A 16,675-nucleotide genomic window follows, 5' to 3' on the forward strand; every position below is an offset into this window, starting at 1 on the left:
GGCCGGGGACGACAGCGAGCGCCAGCACGCCATGCCCCCCGGCCACCGCCCGGGCCTGCGCCACCTGGTCGAGATCCTCCTTGAGGACCTCGACGCCGCCCACGCGCACGACCCCGCGGCGCGCACGCGCCTTGAGGTCGCGCTCGCCTACCCGGGCGTGCACGCGCTGTGGGCGCACCGGCTCAGCCACCGCCTGTGGCACGCCGGGCTGCGTCTGCCCGCGCGTCTGCTCTCACAGCTCACGCGCCTGCTGACCGGCATCGAGATCCACCCCGGCGCCGTCATCGGCCGGCGGCTGTTCATCGACCACGGCATGGGGGTGGTCATCGGGCAGACGGCCGTGATCGGCGACGACTGCCTGCTGTTCCACGGCTCGACGCTCGGTGGGCGCTCGATGACGCGCGGCAAACGGCACCCGACCCTGGGCGACCGTGTCATGGTCGGGGCGGGCGCCAAGGTGCTGGGGCCGATCACCCTCGGCGACGACGCCCAGGTGGGCGCCAACGCCGTCGTGGTCAAGGACGTGCCGGCGGGCGCGGTCGCAGTCGGCGTGCCCGCGCAGGTGCGCTTCCCGCACACGCCGCCGGGGCAGCGCGAGCGGCATGAGGACCCGGCGCTGCTGATCGAGTACATGATCTGAGCGGGCGAGCCCGGTCCGCCTCCGCGACCCCTGCGGTGGGCGCACCGGGCGCCGCCTGGTAGGATGGGACGCCCGGGCGGACCACACCCGCACGCCCGCCCTGCCCAGCCCAGCCCAGCCCAGCCCAGCCCCGACGAGCCGAGCGAGGCGAGCCGATGACGCCGCACCCCGTCCCGACGACGCCGATCGCGCCCTGGCGGCCGCGCGCCCGCCGCGCGGCGCTCGGGTCCGCCGCCGCTGCGCTGGCGCTGCTGGGCGCCGCCGCGATGATCGCGCTGTCCTGGCGCGAAGACCTTCCCGACCCCGTGGCCGCGCACTGGGGATCCGGGCCGGCGCCTGACGGATTCTCCTCGCTGGACGGCTTCGTCACCGTGCTCGCGCTCGTGGGGGTGGGCTGCGTCGCGCTGCTCTCGGCGATCGCGTGGCTCGCCGGGCACGCCGCGACGACCCGCCGCGTCCTGGCCGCGACCAACGTCTGGATCGGCGGCCTCCTCGCGCTCGCGCTCGTGGGCTCGCTGTGGGGTCAGCGCGGCCTGTCCAACGCCGCGCTCGCCCCCGGTCCGGGTGGCGTCATCGCGCTCGCGACGCTCGGCCCGATCCTGCCCGCCGTGGCGGCCGCGCTGCTCGTCCCGGGCGACCCGCCGCTGCCTGCGACGGCGCCCGTGCCGGCCGAGGCGCCGCGCTCGTCCGCCGTCGGTGAGGCCGCCGTCTGGACCGGCCAGGCGCGCGGCGGTCCCGGCCTCGTGGCCCTGGGCGCTGCCGCGACGGCCGTCACGGTGGGCGCGGCGGTGCTGGCGCAGGTGTGGGCCCTGGTGGGGCTCGCAGCCCTCATCGCACTCATGCTCGCCTCGATGGGATCGTGGGGCGTGCGCGTCGACGCGAGCGGTCTGACGGTGCGCTCGGCCCTGGGCTGGCCGCGCACGCGCATCCCCGCCGCCGAGGTCGAACGGGCCGGGGTGACCCAGGTCAACGCGTTCACCGACTTCGGCGGGTGGGGCTGGCGGGTCGGGCGCGGCGGCAGGATCGGGATCGTGCCGCGCAGCGGACCCGCGTTGGTCGTCGAGCGCACGGGCGGGCGGTCGCTCGTCGTCACCGTCGACGACGCCGAGTCCGGCGCGGCGCTGCTCAACACGATGGCGGACCGAGCGCGCCGATAGCCCGCCGCGCCGCGGACGGCCCCTTCAGCCCCCGGCCAGGTAGGCGCGCGCCTGCTCCTCGGGCGCGACCGTCAGCCACGCGTCCGTCAGCGCGTCGCGCAAGTCGTCCTCGCCCACGGCGTCGAGGCTCACCAGCACGACCGGGTAGCCGTCGAAGTGCGGGATGGAGAACAGACCCGGCCGCCCGGCCGCGAGCACCGCCTCCTTGTCGGCCAGGTCCTCGACCGCGCAGGCAAGGATCGGGCCCTGCGGCACGGGCGCGTCGCCAAAGCGCTTGACGTCGGCCTTGCTCAGCGGCCGCACCCATGCGAAGAACGCGCCCGCCACGCTCCAACCGACACCAGGCCGGTGGCCGGAGCGCTCGCCCTCCACCGCGCCCGGGAGCCGCGCGGCGAGGCGGGAGACGTCGTCGAGCGAGGCCATGGAACGACGATATGACCGGTTGCCCGGGTCGGCTAGGGTGTGACCCGCGTAACGTCCGGCGCCGCGGCGCCGGCGTCGGCGCCACCCGCTCTCGACGAGGAGATGTTGTGCGCATCGGCATCCAGACCGGCTACTGGTCCCGCAGGCCTCCCCAGGGCGTCGGCGCGGCGATCGTCGCGGGCGAGGCGCTCGGGCTCGACTCAGTCTGGACGGCCGAGGCGTACGGCTCGGACGCGTTCACGCCCCTGGCGTGGTGGGGGTCGCGCACGCGGCGCGTCCGCCTCGGCACGGGCATCGCGCAGATGGCGGCCCGCACCCCCACGGCCACCGCGATGCAGGCGATCACGCTCGACCACCTCTCGCGCGGGCGGTTCGTGCTCGGGCTCGGGGCGTCGGGGCCGCAGGTGGTCGAGGGCTGGTACGGCCAGCCCTACCGCAAGCCGCTGGCCCGCACGCGCGAGTTCGTCGACGTCGTGCGCGAGGTGGTCGCCCGCGAGCGACCGGTGACCTACGACGGCGAGTTCTACCGCCTGCCGCTGCCCGCCGACGCGCCGGGCGCGACCGGGCTGGGCAAGGCGCTCAAGCCGACGGTGCACCCGTGGCGGCCGCAGATCCCGATCGTGCTGGCGGCCCAGGGACCGCGCAACGTGGCGCTCGCCGCCGAGATCGCCGACGGGTGGATGGCCGGCTTCTACGCCCCGCGCATGGACGGAGAGTTCCGCGACCTGCTGGCCGAGGGGTTCGCCGCGCGCAGCGGCGCGCGGTCGCCGTCGTCGGGCTTCGAGGTGCTGGCGACGGCGCCCGTGGTGGTGCGCGACGACGTCGAGGCGGCCGCGGACGTGGTGCGCCCGCACGTGGCGCTGTACGCGGGCGGCATGGGCTCCAAGGAGGCGAACTTCCACAAGGCGTCGCTCGACCGGCTCGGGTACGGCGAGGCGCTCGACGAGGTGCAGGCGCTGTACCTCGCCGGGCGCAAGGCCGAGGCCGCCCGCGCGGTGCCGCTGGAGCTCATCGAGGAGATCGCCCTGGTGGGCCCCGCCGAGAAAGTGCGGCGCGACCTGGCGCGGTGGGAGGCGACGGCCGTCACGACCCTGTTGGTCCAGGGCGACCCGTCGTCGATGCTCACGGTGCTGGCCGCCGCCCAGTCGGGCGAGGGCACGCGCGCGGGCGGCCTGCGCTCGACGGCCGGGTCGCTGCTGGCCCGCGTCGCCCCCACGCGCCTGTGAGTCTGCGGGCTCCGACGCCGCGGCCCCGCTACGCCGCTGGGTCGCGGGGCGGGCTGTCGGCCCCGGGGAACCAGATGGCCTCGCGCAGCGCGACCCGGCGCCCGTCACGGGTCAGCGGGGTCGCCTCGGCCCGCAGAGCGTCGAGAGCGGCCGTCGCGTGCCGCGCGGGCGGGGCGCCCGCGGCGTTGACGACCCTCCACCAGGGCACGGTGTGGTCATCCTGCGCGGGGCCGACGACGGCGGCCCCGTCCGGGACCAGGTGGGCGTAGCGGTCGCCCGAGCCGGCCATGACCTGCCCGACCTGGCGCGGCCCGCCGCGGTGCAGGGACTCCGCCACGATCTCCGCGATCAGCCCGTACGTCATCGCCCGGCCCGGTGGGATCTGGCGCACCAGGGCGAGCACGGCGGCCGCGTACTCCTCGGCCCCGTCGAGGCCCGCGCCGCTGATGGCGCCAGTCCTGGGCGCCTGGGCGCTGGGCGCGCCGGCGCCGTCGGGCCGCGCCGAAGTCTCCACGGGACGGACCCTAACCTGACCCCGCGCCGTCCACGCGGCGGCCCCGGCGCCCCAGCTCCCCGACACCCGCCACCACCGCGTGTGCGTTCTGGCGCCGTCGCCTCGCGCGGCGCGCGGCGCCCGGGCACGATCGACGTCGTGACCACTGAGCGACCCCCCTACACCCCCCACCCGCTGCCCGACGGCTACCGGTTCGTGCCCCTCGACGACCGCCGGTGGCGTGACGTCGTCGACCTCGACACCTGGGTGTTCCCCCTCGGCCCGTCGACCGACGAGCACGCCTCGGAGGCCAACCCGCTCACCTGGGAGCGCACGGTCGGGATCGTCGGGCCCGACGGCGGTGAGGCGGGGCTCGCGGCGCAGCACACGTCGTTCCCCTTCTCACGCTTCCCCGTGCCGGGTGGGCGGGTGCCGACCGCGGGCCTGAGCTGGGTCGGCGTGCACCCCCAGCACCGGCGCCGCGGACTCGCCTCGGCGATGATCGGCCACCACTTTGCGACGTGCCTCGACCGCGGTGAGGCCCTGTCGGTGCTCTACGCGTCCGAGTACCCGCTGTACGGCCGCTACGGCTACGGCCGCGGCGCCGACGACGTGCGCCTGCGCATCCCGCGCGGGGCCCGGCTCATCGACGTGCCCGGCGCCGACCGGCACACCGTGCGCCTCGAGCACGCGTCGCAGGAGCGGCACAGCGGCCTCGTCAACGCCGTCCACGCGGCCGCCGGCGCCGACGTCGTGAGCGGGCTCAACCGCCCCGGCTGGGCCGAGCGCGAGACCACGCCCATGCAGGACCTGTGGTGGGACGACCCCGAGCACCTGCGCGGCGGGTTCGAGACGCGCCGCATCGTCATCGTCGAGCTCGACGGCGAGCCGCGCGGGTACGCGACGTTCCGCCGCAAGATCGTGTGGGACGCCGACGGCGTGCAGGGCCCCGTCCAGGTGGGCGAGGCCGTCGCGCTCGACGCCGCCTCGGCGCGCGCGCTGTGGGGTGTGCTGCTCGAACTGGACCTCGCGGGCGAGGTGCTGCCCTACCTGCTGCCCGCCGACGACGCGGTGCTCAGCCTCCTGGCCGACCGGCGCGCCGCACGCCCGCGCCTGGTCGACAACCTGTGGGTGCGCCTGGTCGACGTCCCGGCCGCGCTCGCCGGGCGCCAGTACGCCGCCGACGTCGACGTGGTGCTGGGCGTGCGCGACCGGCGCGTGGCGCGCAACGAGGGGGCGTGGCGGGTGCGCGGGACGGCGTTCGGGCCCGCCACGTGCGAGGCGGCCGACGCGCCCGCCGACCTTGAGCTCGACGTGCGCGAGCTCGCGTCGGTCTATCTCGGCGCGGGGTCGCTGGCCGCGCTCGGGGCGGCGGGTCTGGTCGTCGAGCGGACTCCCGGCGCGCTCGCCCGGGCCAGTGCCGCGTTCGGCTGGCCAGTCGCTCCAGGCGCGTCCTGGTTCTTCTGAGCCAGCGCCCTCGCAGCCACAGCCCTCACAGCCACCGCCCTCGCACCCGTCGTGCGGCGCCTCAGCGCTGGCAGGCGCCGCACCAGTACAGGGTGCGTCCGCCGAGCTCCTTGACCAGCACCGGGGCGCCGCAGGCCCGGCAGGGCAGCGCGTCACGGTGGTAGACGTAGAACGCCTCGTGCGCAGGCACGGCGCCCGGCGCCGCGTCGGTGTTCTGCCGGGTCCGGCGCCGGCCCGGGTCGCCGGGCGCGGCGGTCCCCCGGTCCTCGGGCCGCGTGGTGACGATGGCGCCGGTCGCGGCGCCGTCACGCAGCAGCACGACCAGGTCGTCCCACAGCCGCCCGAGCGTGGCGGGCGCGAGGTCGCGTCCCGGGCGCAGCGGGTCGATCCCGGCCCGGAACAGCGCCTCGGCCCGGTAGATGTTGCCGACGCCCGCGACCACCGACTGGTCCAGGAGTTGCTGCGCGATCGTCACGCGTGAGCAGCCCACGGCGGCCACGAACGCGGCGCGCGCGGCCTGCAGCGAGCCGCGGCCGCCGTCAGGCCGGATCGGGTCGGGGCCGAGCCGCGCCTCGACGGCGGCCTTCTCGGCGGGGGTGACGACCTCACAGGCGGTCGGGCCGGTCAGGTCGGCGACCGCGTGCGCGCCCAGCAGCCGCGCCCGCACGGCGCCGCGTGGCGGCGGCGGCGTCCAGTCGCCGTCGGCCTCCGGCGCGGGCGGCAGCGACGTCTCGGCCTCACCCACACGCTTGCGCGGCGCCCCGATGGCGTGCACGACGGCCGCCGACCCGTCGGACGAGAACGTCCACGCGCCGTACAGGCCCAGGTGCACACGCAGCCACAGGTCGCTCGCGCCGTCGTCGGCCCACGGCGGGGCGACGTCGGACGCCCAGGCCGCGGCGGGCGGCCCGAACCTGAGGAAGAGCTGCTTGCCCCACGCCTCGCTCGCGACGAGGCCGCGCCCCGACACGAGCGCGGCGCCCGCCGCGAACCGCCCCTGCGGGCTCGTCACGGTCAGCGGCTGGCCGCCGAACAGGTCGGCGAAGGTCCGCGCGAGGCGGTGGACGGTGTGTCCCTCGGGCACGGACGATCAGCCGCGCGCGGCCTCGTACGCCGTCATCGCGTCGATGCGGCGCTGATGGCGGGCGTCGCCGCTGAACGGCTCGGCGACGAACGCGTCGACGATCGCCGTCGCCTGCTCGACGGTGTGCATACGGCCCCCCACGGCCACCACGTTGGCGTCGTTGTGCTGGCGGCCCAGGCGCGCGGTCTCCAGCGACCAGGCGAGGATGGCGCGAACACCCGTCACGCGGTTGGCGGCGAGCTGCTCACCGTTGCCCGAACCGCCGATGACGACGCCCAGCGAGCCCGGCTCGGCGATGACCGCCTCGGCCGCCGCGATGCAGAAGGCGGGATAGTCGTCCTGCGCGTCATACACGTGGGCGCCGTGGTCGACGACGTCGTGACCCTGGGCGCGCAGGTGCTCGACGAGGTGGTTCTTGAGCTCGAATCCGGCGTGGTCGGTGCCGATGTGAAGACGCATGGGCACATTCTGGCCCAGATCGCCGCCCCGAACCCCGTCCGGCCGCACTTCGAGCACCGAGGCGCACCTAGGGTGGGCGCATGACGACCGAAGCCCTGAGGTCCGGCATCGACCTCGAAGCCCTGGACCCCGCGACCCGACCGCAGGACGACCTGTACCGGCACGTCAACGGCCGCTGGATCGCGACACACGTCATCCCCGCCGACCGGGCGATCGACGGCGCGTTCCGCGCGCTGCACGACCTGTCCGAGGAGCGCGTGCGAGCGATCATCACCGACCTGGCCGCGTCACCGGACGCGCAGCCGGGCTCCACCGCCGCCAAGATCGGCGCGCTGTACTCGTCCTTCATGGACACTGAGCGCATCGCGGCGCTCGGCCTGACCCCGCTCGACCCGGACCTGGCGCTGCTCTCGGGCGCGACGTCACGGGCGGACCTGGCGCGCGCGCTCGGCGCGTTGCAGCGCGCGGGGGCGGGCGGCGTCGTCGGCCTCTACGTCGACAATGACGCCGTCGACCCCGAGCAGTACCGCGTCTACCTGTACCAGTCGGGGCTCGGCCTGCCCGACGAGGCGTACTACCGCGAGGACCAGTACGCGCCCATCCGCGAGAAGTACACGCCGCATGTGGCGCGCATGCTCACCCTGGGCGGCGTCGGCGCCGCGCTGGGGCTCGCGGACTTTGACGCCGACGACGCCGCCGCGCGCATCGTCGCGCTGGAGGCCAAGCTCGCCACCCACCACTGGGACGTGGTCAAGGACCGCGACGCGACGCTGACCTACAACCCGACGACGATCGCCGAGCTCGTCGAGCGCGCGCCCGGCTTCGAGTGGCGGGCGTGGGCCGCGGCGCTCGGGGCGCCCGACGGCGCGCTCGACGCCCTCGTGGTGCGCGAGCCCTCCTTCGCCGAGGGGCTGGCGCGCCTGTGGCAGTCCGAGCCGCTGGAGGACTGGCGGCTGTGGGCCGCCTACCGGCTGGTCACGGCGCGCGCGCCGTACCTGACCGACGAGCTGGTCGAGGCGAACTTCGACTTCTACGGGCGCACGCTCTCGGGCGCCCAGGAGGTGCGCGAGCGGTGGAAGCGCGGCGTCTCGCTCGTCGAGGGCGCGCTGGGCGAGGCGGTGGGCGAGCAGTACGTGGCGCGGCACTTCCCGCCCTCGCACAAGGAGCGCATGGACGTGCTCGTGGGCAACCTCGTCGCGGCCTACCGTGAGTCCATCCAGGCGCTGACCTGGATGACGGACGAGACCAAGGCCAAGGCGCTGGCCAAGCTCGAGCGGTTCACGCCCAAGATCGGCTACCCCGTCAAGTGGCGCGACTACGGCGCGCTCGAGGTCGACGCCGAGGACCTGGTGGGCAATGTGCGCCGCTCCGACGCGTTCGACATCGACCGTGAGCTCGGCAAGGTCGGCAAGCCGCTCGACCGCGACGAGTGGTTCATGACGCCCCAGACCGTCAATGCCTATTACAACCCCGGGATGAACGAGATCGTCTTCCCCGCGGCGATCCTCCAGCCGCCGTTCTTCGACCCGGACGCCGACGACGCCGTGAACTACGGCGGCATCGGCGGCGTCATCGGGCACGAGATCGGGCACGGGTTCGACGACCAGGGCTCCAAGTACGACGGTGACGGACGCCTGGAGGACTGGTGGACGGCGCGCGACCGCGAGGAGTTCGAGCGGCGCACGGCGGCGCTCATCGCGCAGTACGACGCGTTCGTGCCCGAGCAGCTCGGCCCCGACGGCGCGCACGTCAACGGCAGCCTCACGATCGGCGAGAACATCGGCGACCTGGGCGGGCTGTCGATCGCCATCAAGGCCTACCGGATCGCGCTCGGCGGCTCGCTCGACGACGCGCCGGTCATCGACGGACTCAGCGGCCTGGAGCGCGTGTTCCTCGGCTGGGCCCAGGTGTGGCAGGCCAAGGGCCGCGACGAGGAGGTGGTGCGCCGCATCGCGACGGACCCGCACTCCCCCAACGAGTTCCGCTGCAACGGCGTGGTGCGCAACCTGGACGAGTTCCACGAGGCCTACGGCGTGCGCGAGGGCGACGCGCTGTGGCTGGCGCCTGAGGCGCGCGTGCGCATCTGGTGATCGGCTCCGCGCCGAGATAGTCCGCGACGCAGGCGCCCGGCCATCGGCCGGGCGCCTGCGTCGTCTGCGCGGTCAGTACGTGCCGATGCCCGCGCGGGCCAGGGAGAAGCCCTTGCCCGTCTTGTCGTCGCGGCACTGCATGCCGGTGCGCTCGCTCGTGCAGGTGAACTGCCCCTGCGTGACCGACTGGCCGTAGTCGAGCTTCGACATATCCGCGGGCGCCGGCTGCGGCTGCTGCGCCGTCGGCACGCACGGCGTGAGGATCGCGCCCTGCGCGGTGACCGAGACGCGGTTGCCGACCGTGCCGTCGCAGGTGTCCGACGGCGCGGGCTGCTGCGCGAGCTGGGCGATCGAGCACGTCGCGGCGTCGGCCGAGATCTCGCACGTGATGTTGCCCGTGGGCGAGGCGAAGGTGGCCAGCGCCGGGCCCGCGTCGGCCGCGTCGTCGCTCGCGGCGTCCGACGGCTCCTCGCTGGCCCCCGTCGCGGCGCCGTCGGCGCCGGCGTCCGGTGACGAGCCCTGCAGCAGGCTCCAGGCGAACATGCCCCCCAGGGCCACCAGCACGACCGCGAGCACGATGGACACGACCCATCCGGCCGAGACCCGGCGGCGCGGCGCCGTCGCCTCCCCCGCGCCGGCCGGAGCGGCCTGCGGCTGACCGGCGACCTGGTCGTAGGCGGCTGGGGCGTACTCGGCGCTCTGCGCGAGTTGCGCAGGCTCGTACCCCGGCGGGTAGGACGACGGCGGATAGGACGTGGGCGCCGACTGCGGCGGGGCGTAGGACGCCGGCGCGGCGGTCTGCGGCGTCTGCGCCGCGGTCGGCGGCGTCTGCGCAGGCGACCATGGGGCACGCTCCGGCGCCTGCGCCTGCTGCGCCGCCGTGGCCGTGAACCAGTCGTCGGCCGCTGCGGGCGCCGAGACCTGCTGCAGCGGGATGCCCCGACCCGGCATCGGCCGCGCCGGCTGGGGCGCCGAGGCGGCGAACGGCGACGTCGGGCCGTCGGGGCGCGCCATGCGGCGCACGGCGGAGACGCGCCGCACCGGCGCGGGGGCGGTCGCCGACGGGCTGGCGGTCGAGGCGGGCGCAGGCGTCGCGGGCGACGTGGCGGGCGGCGGCGGCACGGGAGTCGCCGCGGCGGGCGCCGGCGGCACGGGCGTGAACGGCGCGGTCGGGATGTCGTCGTTGCTCGGCGGGCGGCTCGTCGCCTCGGGCGTGGGGGTGGTCACGTCGGGCTCCGGCACAGGCGGAGGAGGAGGTGGAGGCGGCACGGGACCCGGGACGTTCGGGCTGGACATTCGTCGCTCCCTCCGGGCGCAGACCGGGGCGTTCATGGCAGGGCGGTCGAGCGAGGGCGCACGAGACCGCTCCCCGCAGAATGGCACGTTCCCCATGGTGAGTCGAAATCGTTGGCCTGTTCCGGCCCGACCAGGGGTGTCGTCCGGCCGCGCCCCCTGACCTGGCGCCCGCGCAGTGAGAGGATCGGCTGCGGGTCGCGACGTCGGGACCCACCACCGTGCCGTCCGCGGGCACCAGCCCGCGGCGCAAGACCGAGGGAGAACCTGTGCCCGGACAGAACCTGACCCGCGCCGAGGCGATCGAGCGCGCCGGCGTCGTGACCGCCGTCGAGTCGTACGCGATCGCGCTCGACGTCACCACCGGACCGACGCTGTTCACGTCGACCACGACGATCCGCTTCACCGCCACGGAGGGGGCCAGCACCTTCCTCGACCTGGTCGCCCCGACCGTCCGGTCGGTCACGCTCAACGGGCGCGAGCTCGACCCGGCGGCCGTGTTCGCCGACTCGCGCATCACGCTCGACGGCCTCGCGGCCGACAACGAGGTCGTGGTCGTAGCCGACTGCGCCTACACCAACACGGGCGAGGGCCTGCACCGCTTCGTCGACCCGGTCGACGGCGAGGTCTACCTGTACACGCAGTTCGAGGTGCCGGACGCGCGCCGCGTGTTCGCCACGTTCGAGCAGCCGGACCTCAAGGCGACCTTCCAGGTCACCGTGACGGCCCCGGCACGGTGGCAGGTCGTCAGCAACCAGCCCACGCCGGCACCCGTCGCGACGGGCGCCGACGTCGTCGTCGTCGAGGACGGCGCGCCCGAGCCGACGGCGACGTGGACGTTCGGCGCGACGCCGCGCATCTCCACCTACCTGGTCGCGATCGTGGCCGGCCCCTACGCCGTCGTGCGCGGCGCCCTGACCAGCTCCGACGGGCGCGAGATCCCGCTCGGGGTGTTCTGCCGCGCGTCGCTGTCGCAGTACATGGACGCCGACTACGTCATGGACATCACGCGCAAGGGCTTCGCGTTCTACGAGGAGCTGTTCGACTACCCGTACCCGTTCGACAAGTACGACCAGCTGTTCGTGCCCGAGTACAACATGGGCGCGATGGAGAACCCGGGCTGCGTCACGTTCACCGAGGCGTACGTCTTCCGCGGGTCGGTTCCCGACGGACGCAAGGAGCGTCGCGTCGTGACGATCCTGCACGAGCTGGCGCACATGTGGTTCGGCGACCTGGTCACCATGAAGTGGTGGAACGACCTGTGGCTCAACGAGTCGTTCGCCGAGTTCGCCTCGACGCTCGCCACGGCCGAGGCCACCGAGTGGACCGAGGGGTGGACGACGTTCGCGGCGTCCGAGAAGACGTGGGCCTACCGCCAGGACGCGCTGCCCAGCACCCACCCGATCGTCGCCGAGATCCGCGATCTGGAGGACGTGTACGTCAACTTCGACGGCATCACGTACGCCAAGGGCGCCTCGGTGCTCAAGCAGCTCGTCGCCTGGGTCGGCCGCGAGGAGTTCATGCGGGGCCTGGCCGCCTACTTCCGCAAGCACGCGTTCTCCAACACCGAGCTGCGCGACCTGCTCGTCGAGCTCGAGGCCACCAGCGGCCGCGACCTGGAGGCGTGGAGCAAGGCGTGGCTCGAGACGGCCGGCACCAACACGCTGCGGCCCGAGCTGCGGGTCGCGGCGGACGGGACGATCGAGTCGTTCGAGATCGTGCAGACGGCGCCGGCCGACCACCCGACGCTGCGCCCGCACCGCCTGGGCGTCGGCTACTACTCGCTCGACGCCGACGGCGCCGTGGTGCGCACGCACCAGGTCATGGTCGACGTCGACGGCGAGCGCACCGCCGTCCCCGAGCTCGTGGGCACCACGCGCCCGGGCCTGATCCTGCTCAACGACGAGGACCTGGCGTTCGCCAAGGTGCGCCTCGACGCCGACTCGCTCGCGTTCGCCGTCGAGCACCTCGGCGCCATCCGCGACTCGCTCGCGCGCGGCGTCGTGTGGGGATCGGCGTGGGACGCGGTGCGCGACGCCGAGGCTCCGGCGTCGTCGTTCGTCGACCTGGTGCTCGGCAACGTCGCCGCCGAGACCGAGTCGACCACGGTGGCCATGGTGCTGGGCCAGCTCGGCACGGCGGCCACGGTCTACGCCGACCCGCAGCGCCGCGCCGCGCAGGCCACGCGCGTCGCCGACGCGCTGTGGGAGCTCGCCTCGGCGGCGCCCGCGGGCTCCGACCTGCAGCTGCAGCTCGTGCGGGCGTTCGCCGCGCAGGCGACCGGCCCCGAGCACGTCGCCCCGCTGCGGGGCCTGCTCGACGGGACGCTCGTGCTCGCGGGCCGCGAGATCGACACCGATCTGCGCTGGGACCTGCTGCAGGGCCTGGTCGCGCTGGGCGCCGCAGGCGAGGGCGAGGTGGCGGACACGCTGGCCGCGGACGACACCGCGACGGGGCGTCAGGCCGCCGCACGCGTCCGCGCGTCGGCGCCGACGACCGCGGCCAAGGAGGCCGCATTCGCCTCGATCGTCGATGAGTCCGACGTGCCCAACGCGATCATCCGCGCGACGGCGGCGGGCTTCCGCCGCGTGACCGACCCGGCCGTGCTCGAGCCGCTGATCGGCCGCTACGTGGACGCGCTGACGCCGATCTGGGAGTCGCGCACCTACCAGATGTCGGAGGAGCTCGTCGAGGGCCTCTACCCGGCCCCGGTCGCGTCGGCGGCGCTGGCCGAGACCGTGGCCGCGTGGCTCGACACGCACGCGGACGCCGCCCCGGCCCTGCGCCGCATGGTCCGCGAGAGCCTGGCGGACACCCGCCGCGCCCTGGCGGCCCAGGCCCTCGACGCCACCCACTGAGGGACGGCCGGCGGGTCTGGTCGTCGGTCTGAGGTCTGGTCGTCGGTTGACGCCGACGACCAGACCACGGGCCGACGACCAGACCCGCTGCTGACCCGGTCACCGGGTCACTCGGTCATTCGGGGGCGTTGAGGACTGCGAGGAGGCTGCGCAGGCGCTGGCTGTCGAACAGGTCCTCCAGCAGGATCGGGGTTCCCGAGGCGTCCCCCAGCGGGACCTTCCAGTTCGGGTACTCCTGGTCCGTGCCCGGCTGGTTCTGCGAGCGCCGCTCGCCCACCGCGTCCACGAGCTGCACGCCCAGCAGCGCGGCCGGCGTCTGGCGCAGGTAGCGGTGCATGGCCTCGACGATCTCGCGCTCCGACGGGTCGTCGCCCACCAGGCCGCGCTCGGCGAGCGCCCGCACGAACACGTCACGCTCGGCGCGCGCCCGCTGGCGCACGACAGCGACGGGCTCGGTCAGCAGCCCGAGCCGCTCGCGCAGGTCGACGTGCTCACCGGCGAGGTAGCCCGCCGTCGGCGGCATGTCGTGGGTGCCGACCGACGCCATCGCCAGGTGGCGGTACCGCTCGGGCGGCAGCGGCCCGCCGTTCTCCTGCTCGAACCACAGGACCGAGGTGCCGAGGATGCCGCGGTCGGCGAGGTAGTCGCGCACCCACGGCTCGAACACGCCGAGGTCCTCGCCGACGACGATCGCCCCGGCCCGCTGCGCCTCCAGGCACAGGATGCCGACCATCGCCTCGTGGTCGTAGGCCACATACGTCCCGGCCGACGCCTTGGATCCACCCGGGATCCACCACAGGCGGAACAGGCCGAGGATGTGGTCGGCGCGCAGCGCGCCCGCCGAGCGCAGCACGGTGCGCAGCATGTCGCGGTACGGCCGGTAGCCGGCCTTGGCGAGCGCGCGCGGGTTCCACGGCGGTTGCGACCAGTTCTGCCCCTGCTGGTTGTACATGTCCGGCGGGGCGCCCACCTCGACGCCGCGGGCCAGGTAGGCGCCGTTGGCCCAGGCGTCGGCGCCCTCGGGGTGCACGCCGACGGCCAGGTCGTGCATGACGCCGATCCTCATTCCGGCCTCGCGCGCCAGACGCTGAGCGGTGGCCTTCTGCTCGTCGGCGACCCACTGCAGCCACGTGTAGAAGTCGACGCGCTCGGCGAGCCGCTCGCGCAGCGCCTCGACGGCGGGCGAGTCGGGCGTCGACAGCTCCCGCGGCCAGTCCTTGCCGCCCAGGTGCTCGCAGATGGCGCACCAGGTCGCGAAGTCGCGCAGGCCCGCGCCCTGTTCGGCGACGAACTCCTCGTACGCCGCCTGGCGCGCGGCGCGGCGCGGCGCGGTGAACACGACCTCCAGCGCCGCCTTCTTGGCCTCCCACACGACGTCGCGGTCGATGGGGCCGGGGTCGGTGGCCAGGTCGCGCACCGGGTCGGCGGCCCACTCCACGAGCGAGCGGTCCGCGGCCGACAGGTACGCCGTCTCGGCGATGTCCTCAACACGCACGTAGATGGGGTTGAGGAAGCGGCGCGAGGTCGGCAGGTAGGGCGACGGCGTCATGGGCGCCGTCGGCTCGGCCGCGGCGAGCGGGTTGACCGCGACGAAGTCGGCGCCGCCGCGGTGCGCGGCCAGCCAGGCGATGTCCGCGAGGTCGGCGAGGTCGCCCAGACCCCACGACGTGCGCGAGCGCACCGAGTACAGTTGCACCAGCAGGCCCCAGACCTGACCGTGCTCGACGGCGGGCGGCAGCGTCAGGCGCTGCGGGGTGACCACGAGCGTGGTCTTGACCTCGACTCCCTCGGTGCTCGCGTGCAGCGTGTGCCAGCCGAGCGGCAGGTCGGTCGGCACCGCGAACGTCGCGCGGCCCACGCGCCGCCCGTCGACCGTGCGCGGCTCGACGTAGTGCTCGACCTGCGCCAGGTCGCGGCGCTCGCGTCGCCCGCGCGCGGGCGCGCCGGCCTCGGCGCCGTCGACCTCGGCCCAGACCTCGACCGTGGCGCCGTCGGTGACGTGCACGGGGACGCTCGCCTCGACGCCCTGGCGCACGACGACGGTGGGCGGCAGCGTCTGGCGCCACTCGTCGTCGCGCACGAGCGCGAGGCTCATCTGCACCTGGCGCGAGGAGGCCGCCGGAACGCCGAGCGCCTCCAGCACCGCGACCAGGGTCGAGGCGCGCACCTGTTGGGCGCCTCCCTCGAAACCGTAGAACTCGGTGCGCACACCGTGGCTGTGGGCGAGCTCGATGAGCTCGGCGGGGACCTCGTCGGGCGTCGTCTCAAAGCTCACAGGCACGATCTTGCCACCTGACCTGTGCGGCAGCCCGACGGCGCCCAGCCCGTCGGCGCTTGATGCCCCCGGATGCGTCGCCGTGTCGCCGCGTACCCGGCACGGCGCCTTCACACGGCGCGGTTACCGTAAGCGCCGTGACCCACACGCCCACGCTCGCCTCGGCCCGTCTCGCGGCCGACACGCCCTCCCCCACCCCCACCGACGTCGTCGACCTGACGGTCGACAAGGCCGCGCGCTTCTGGGACTGGTTCACCGGCTGGCCGCTGCACGTGCTGCTCATCCTGGTGATCGGCGCGCTGGTGCTCGTGCTGGTGCGCCGCACCATCGCGCACGTCTCCGAGCGCATCGCGAACGGCTACCACCGCGCGTACGCCGCGGTGGCCGATGACGCCGAGACGCCCGCGGCGAGCGGGCGGCGCAAAAGCCGGGGGCCGCGCGTCGTCCTGGTCGAGGACACCCTCGGGCTGGTGACCCCCGAGGTCAAGCAGCGCCGCGCCCAGCGCGCGCGCACCGTGGGCTCGGTGCTCGGCTCGGCGGCGAACATCGTCATCGGCGCCGTGATGGCCCTGATGATCCTGACGGCCGTGGGCGCCGGTGACGTCGTGACGCCGCTGCTCGCCTCGGCCGGCGTCGTCGGCGTCGCGGTCGGCTTCGGCGCCCAGAGCCTGGTGCGCGACTTCCTGTCAGGCATCTTCATCCTCATCGAGGACCAGTTCGGGGTGGGCGACGAGGTCGACCTGGGCGCGGGCGCGGTCGGCGTCGTGGAGAGGGTGGACCTGCGCCTGACGCATGTGCGCAGCTTCGACGGCACCCTGTGGCACGTGCGCAACGGCGAGATCCTGCGCGCGGGCAACCACACGCAGCAGTGGGCGCGCGCGGTGGCGAAGGTCGCGGTGCCCGTCGGCTCCGACGTCGAGACGGTCCGCGCGGCGCTCTCCCGCGCCGTCGACGTCGTGCGCGCCGACCCCGCCATGGCGGCCCACCTCATCGAGACGCCCCAGGTGCGCGGCGTGGACGAGCTGGGCGACGGGTCCTACACGTTCACGCTGCACGGTCGGGTGCGCCCGGGCGCCGACGGCGACGTCGCGCGCGCGCTGCTGGTGCGGGCACAGCTTGAGCTGCTGCACGCGGGGGTCATCGAGGCCGCCGACGCGCCCAACCAGCCCTGAGCACCGCGCGTCCTGGCGCGACGACGAGCGCCCCGCGG

The 16,675-nt window shown here is 75.0% G+C and carries 13 protein-coding genes; 7 read left to right on the forward strand and 6 right to left on the reverse strand.

The window, feature by feature from the left end; all coding sequences use genetic code 11:
* Positions 1-31 precede the first annotated feature (31 nt).
* Both epsC and EV386_RS08820 read left to right on the forward strand, forming a co-directional pair.
* Positions 32-640: a serine O-acetyltransferase gene (gene epsC, locus EV386_RS08815; protein ID WP_130416849.1), complete on the forward strand. Its 609-nt coding sequence runs from the start codon at positions 32-34 to the stop codon at positions 638-640.
* Between the two features lie 155 nt (positions 641-795).
* Complete coding sequence (locus EV386_RS08820; protein WP_130414192.1) at positions 796-1,797, forward strand: DUF1648 domain-containing protein; 1,002 nt, start codon at positions 796-798, stop codon at positions 1,795-1,797.
* A gap of 24 nt (positions 1,798-1,821) precedes the next feature.
* Here EV386_RS08820 and EV386_RS08825 read toward each other — a convergent pair whose 3' ends face one another.
* Positions 1,822-2,220: an MmcQ/YjbR family DNA-binding protein gene (locus EV386_RS08825; RefSeq protein ID WP_130414194.1), complete on the reverse strand. Its 399-nt coding sequence runs from the start codon at positions 2,218-2,220 to the stop codon at positions 1,822-1,824.
* A 107-nt stretch (positions 2,221-2,327) separates the two neighbouring features.
* On the opposite strand from EV386_RS08825, the gene EV386_RS08830 reads away from it, so the two are divergent.
* Positions 2,328-3,446, forward strand: a complete 1,119-nt coding sequence (locus EV386_RS08830) for an LLM class F420-dependent oxidoreductase (RefSeq protein ID WP_130414196.1) — start codon at positions 2,328-2,330, stop codon at positions 3,444-3,446.
* A 28-nt stretch (positions 3,447-3,474) separates the two neighbouring features.
* On the opposite strand, the gene EV386_RS08835 is transcribed toward EV386_RS08830, so the two are convergent.
* Complete coding sequence (locus EV386_RS08835) at positions 3,475-3,960, reverse strand: MGMT family protein (protein WP_423218966.1); 486 nt, start codon at positions 3,958-3,960, stop codon at positions 3,475-3,477.
* Positions 3,961-4,098: 138 nt separating this feature from the next.
* Between EV386_RS08835 and EV386_RS08840 the strand changes: the two genes are divergently transcribed.
* Positions 4,099-5,406: a GNAT family N-acetyltransferase gene (locus EV386_RS08840; RefSeq protein ID WP_130414198.1), complete on the forward strand. Its 1,308-nt coding sequence runs from the start codon at positions 4,099-4,101 to the stop codon at positions 5,404-5,406.
* 61 nt (positions 5,407-5,467) lie between these two features.
* Here EV386_RS08840 and EV386_RS08845 read toward each other — a convergent pair whose 3' ends face one another.
* The gene (locus tag EV386_RS08845) at positions 5,468-6,490 is read right to left on the reverse strand and encodes an Fpg/Nei family DNA glycosylase (RefSeq protein WP_130414200.1); all 1,023 of its coding nucleotides are present in this window, start codon (positions 6,488-6,490) and stop codon (positions 5,468-5,470) included.
* Between the two features lie 6 nt (positions 6,491-6,496).
* Positions 6,497-6,949, reverse strand: coding sequence for a ribose-5-phosphate isomerase (locus EV386_RS08850; protein ID WP_130414202.1), 453 nt, complete (start codon positions 6,947-6,949; stop codon positions 6,497-6,499).
* A gap of 80 nt (positions 6,950-7,029) precedes the next feature.
* Between EV386_RS08850 and EV386_RS08855 the strand changes: the two genes are divergently transcribed.
* Positions 7,030-9,039 (forward strand): M13 family metallopeptidase, encoded by a 2,010-nt coding sequence (locus EV386_RS08855; RefSeq protein WP_130414204.1) that lies wholly within the window; start codon positions 7,030-7,032, stop codon positions 9,037-9,039.
* Positions 9,040-9,111: 72 nt separating this feature from the next.
* On the opposite strand, the gene EV386_RS08860 is transcribed toward EV386_RS08855, so the two are convergent.
* Entirely contained in the window at positions 9,112-10,266 is a 1,155-nt protein-coding gene (locus tag EV386_RS08860) for a DUF6636 domain-containing protein (protein WP_130414206.1), read from the reverse strand.
* 335 nt (positions 10,267-10,601) lie between these two features.
* Here EV386_RS08860 and pepN point away from each other — a divergent pair, with 335 nt between their 5' ends.
* Positions 10,602-13,190: an aminopeptidase N gene (gene pepN / locus EV386_RS08865; protein ID WP_130414208.1), complete on the forward strand. Its 2,589-nt coding sequence runs from the start codon at positions 10,602-10,604 to the stop codon at positions 13,188-13,190.
* Positions 13,191-13,305: 115 nt separating this feature from the next.
* On the opposite strand, the gene malQ is transcribed toward pepN, so the two are convergent.
* Complete coding sequence (gene malQ / locus EV386_RS08870; protein WP_423218967.1) at positions 13,306-15,471, reverse strand: 4-alpha-glucanotransferase; 2,166 nt, start codon at positions 15,469-15,471, stop codon at positions 13,306-13,308.
* Positions 15,472-15,602: 131 nt separating this feature from the next.
* Between malQ and EV386_RS08875 the strand changes: the two genes are divergently transcribed.
* A complete protein-coding gene (locus EV386_RS08875; protein ID WP_242607896.1) occupies positions 15,603-16,637 on the forward strand; it encodes a mechanosensitive ion channel family protein in 1,035 nt (344 codons plus the stop codon).
* The last annotated feature ends 38 nt before the right edge of the window (positions 16,638-16,675 follow it).

The sequence above is a fragment of the Xylanimonas ulmi genome (genome assembly GCF_004216535.1).
Taxonomy (GTDB): domain Bacteria; phylum Actinomycetota; class Actinomycetes; order Actinomycetales; family Cellulomonadaceae; genus Xylanimonas; species Xylanimonas ulmi.

Excerpts from the sequence above, each read along its gene's own strand:
- EV386_RS08855 (WP_130414204.1), top strand. The coding sequence starts at position 7,030 with ATGACGACCGAAGCCCTGAGGTCCGGCATCGACCTCGAAGCCCTGGAC.
- EV386_RS08820 (WP_130414192.1), top strand. The coding sequence starts at position 796 with ATGACGCCGCACCCCGTCCCGACGACGCCGATCGCGCCCTGGCGGCCG.
- epsC (WP_130416849.1), top strand. The coding sequence starts at position 32 with ATGCCCCCCGGCCACCGCCCGGGCCTGCGCCACCTGGTCGAGATCCTC.
- EV386_RS08825 (WP_130414194.1), bottom strand. The coding sequence starts at position 2,220 with ATGGCCTCGCTCGACGACGTCTCCCGCCTCGCCGCGCGGCTCCCGGGC.
- EV386_RS08850 (WP_130414202.1), bottom strand. The coding sequence starts at position 6,949 with ATGCGTCTTCACATCGGCACCGACCACGCCGGATTCGAGCTCAAGAAC.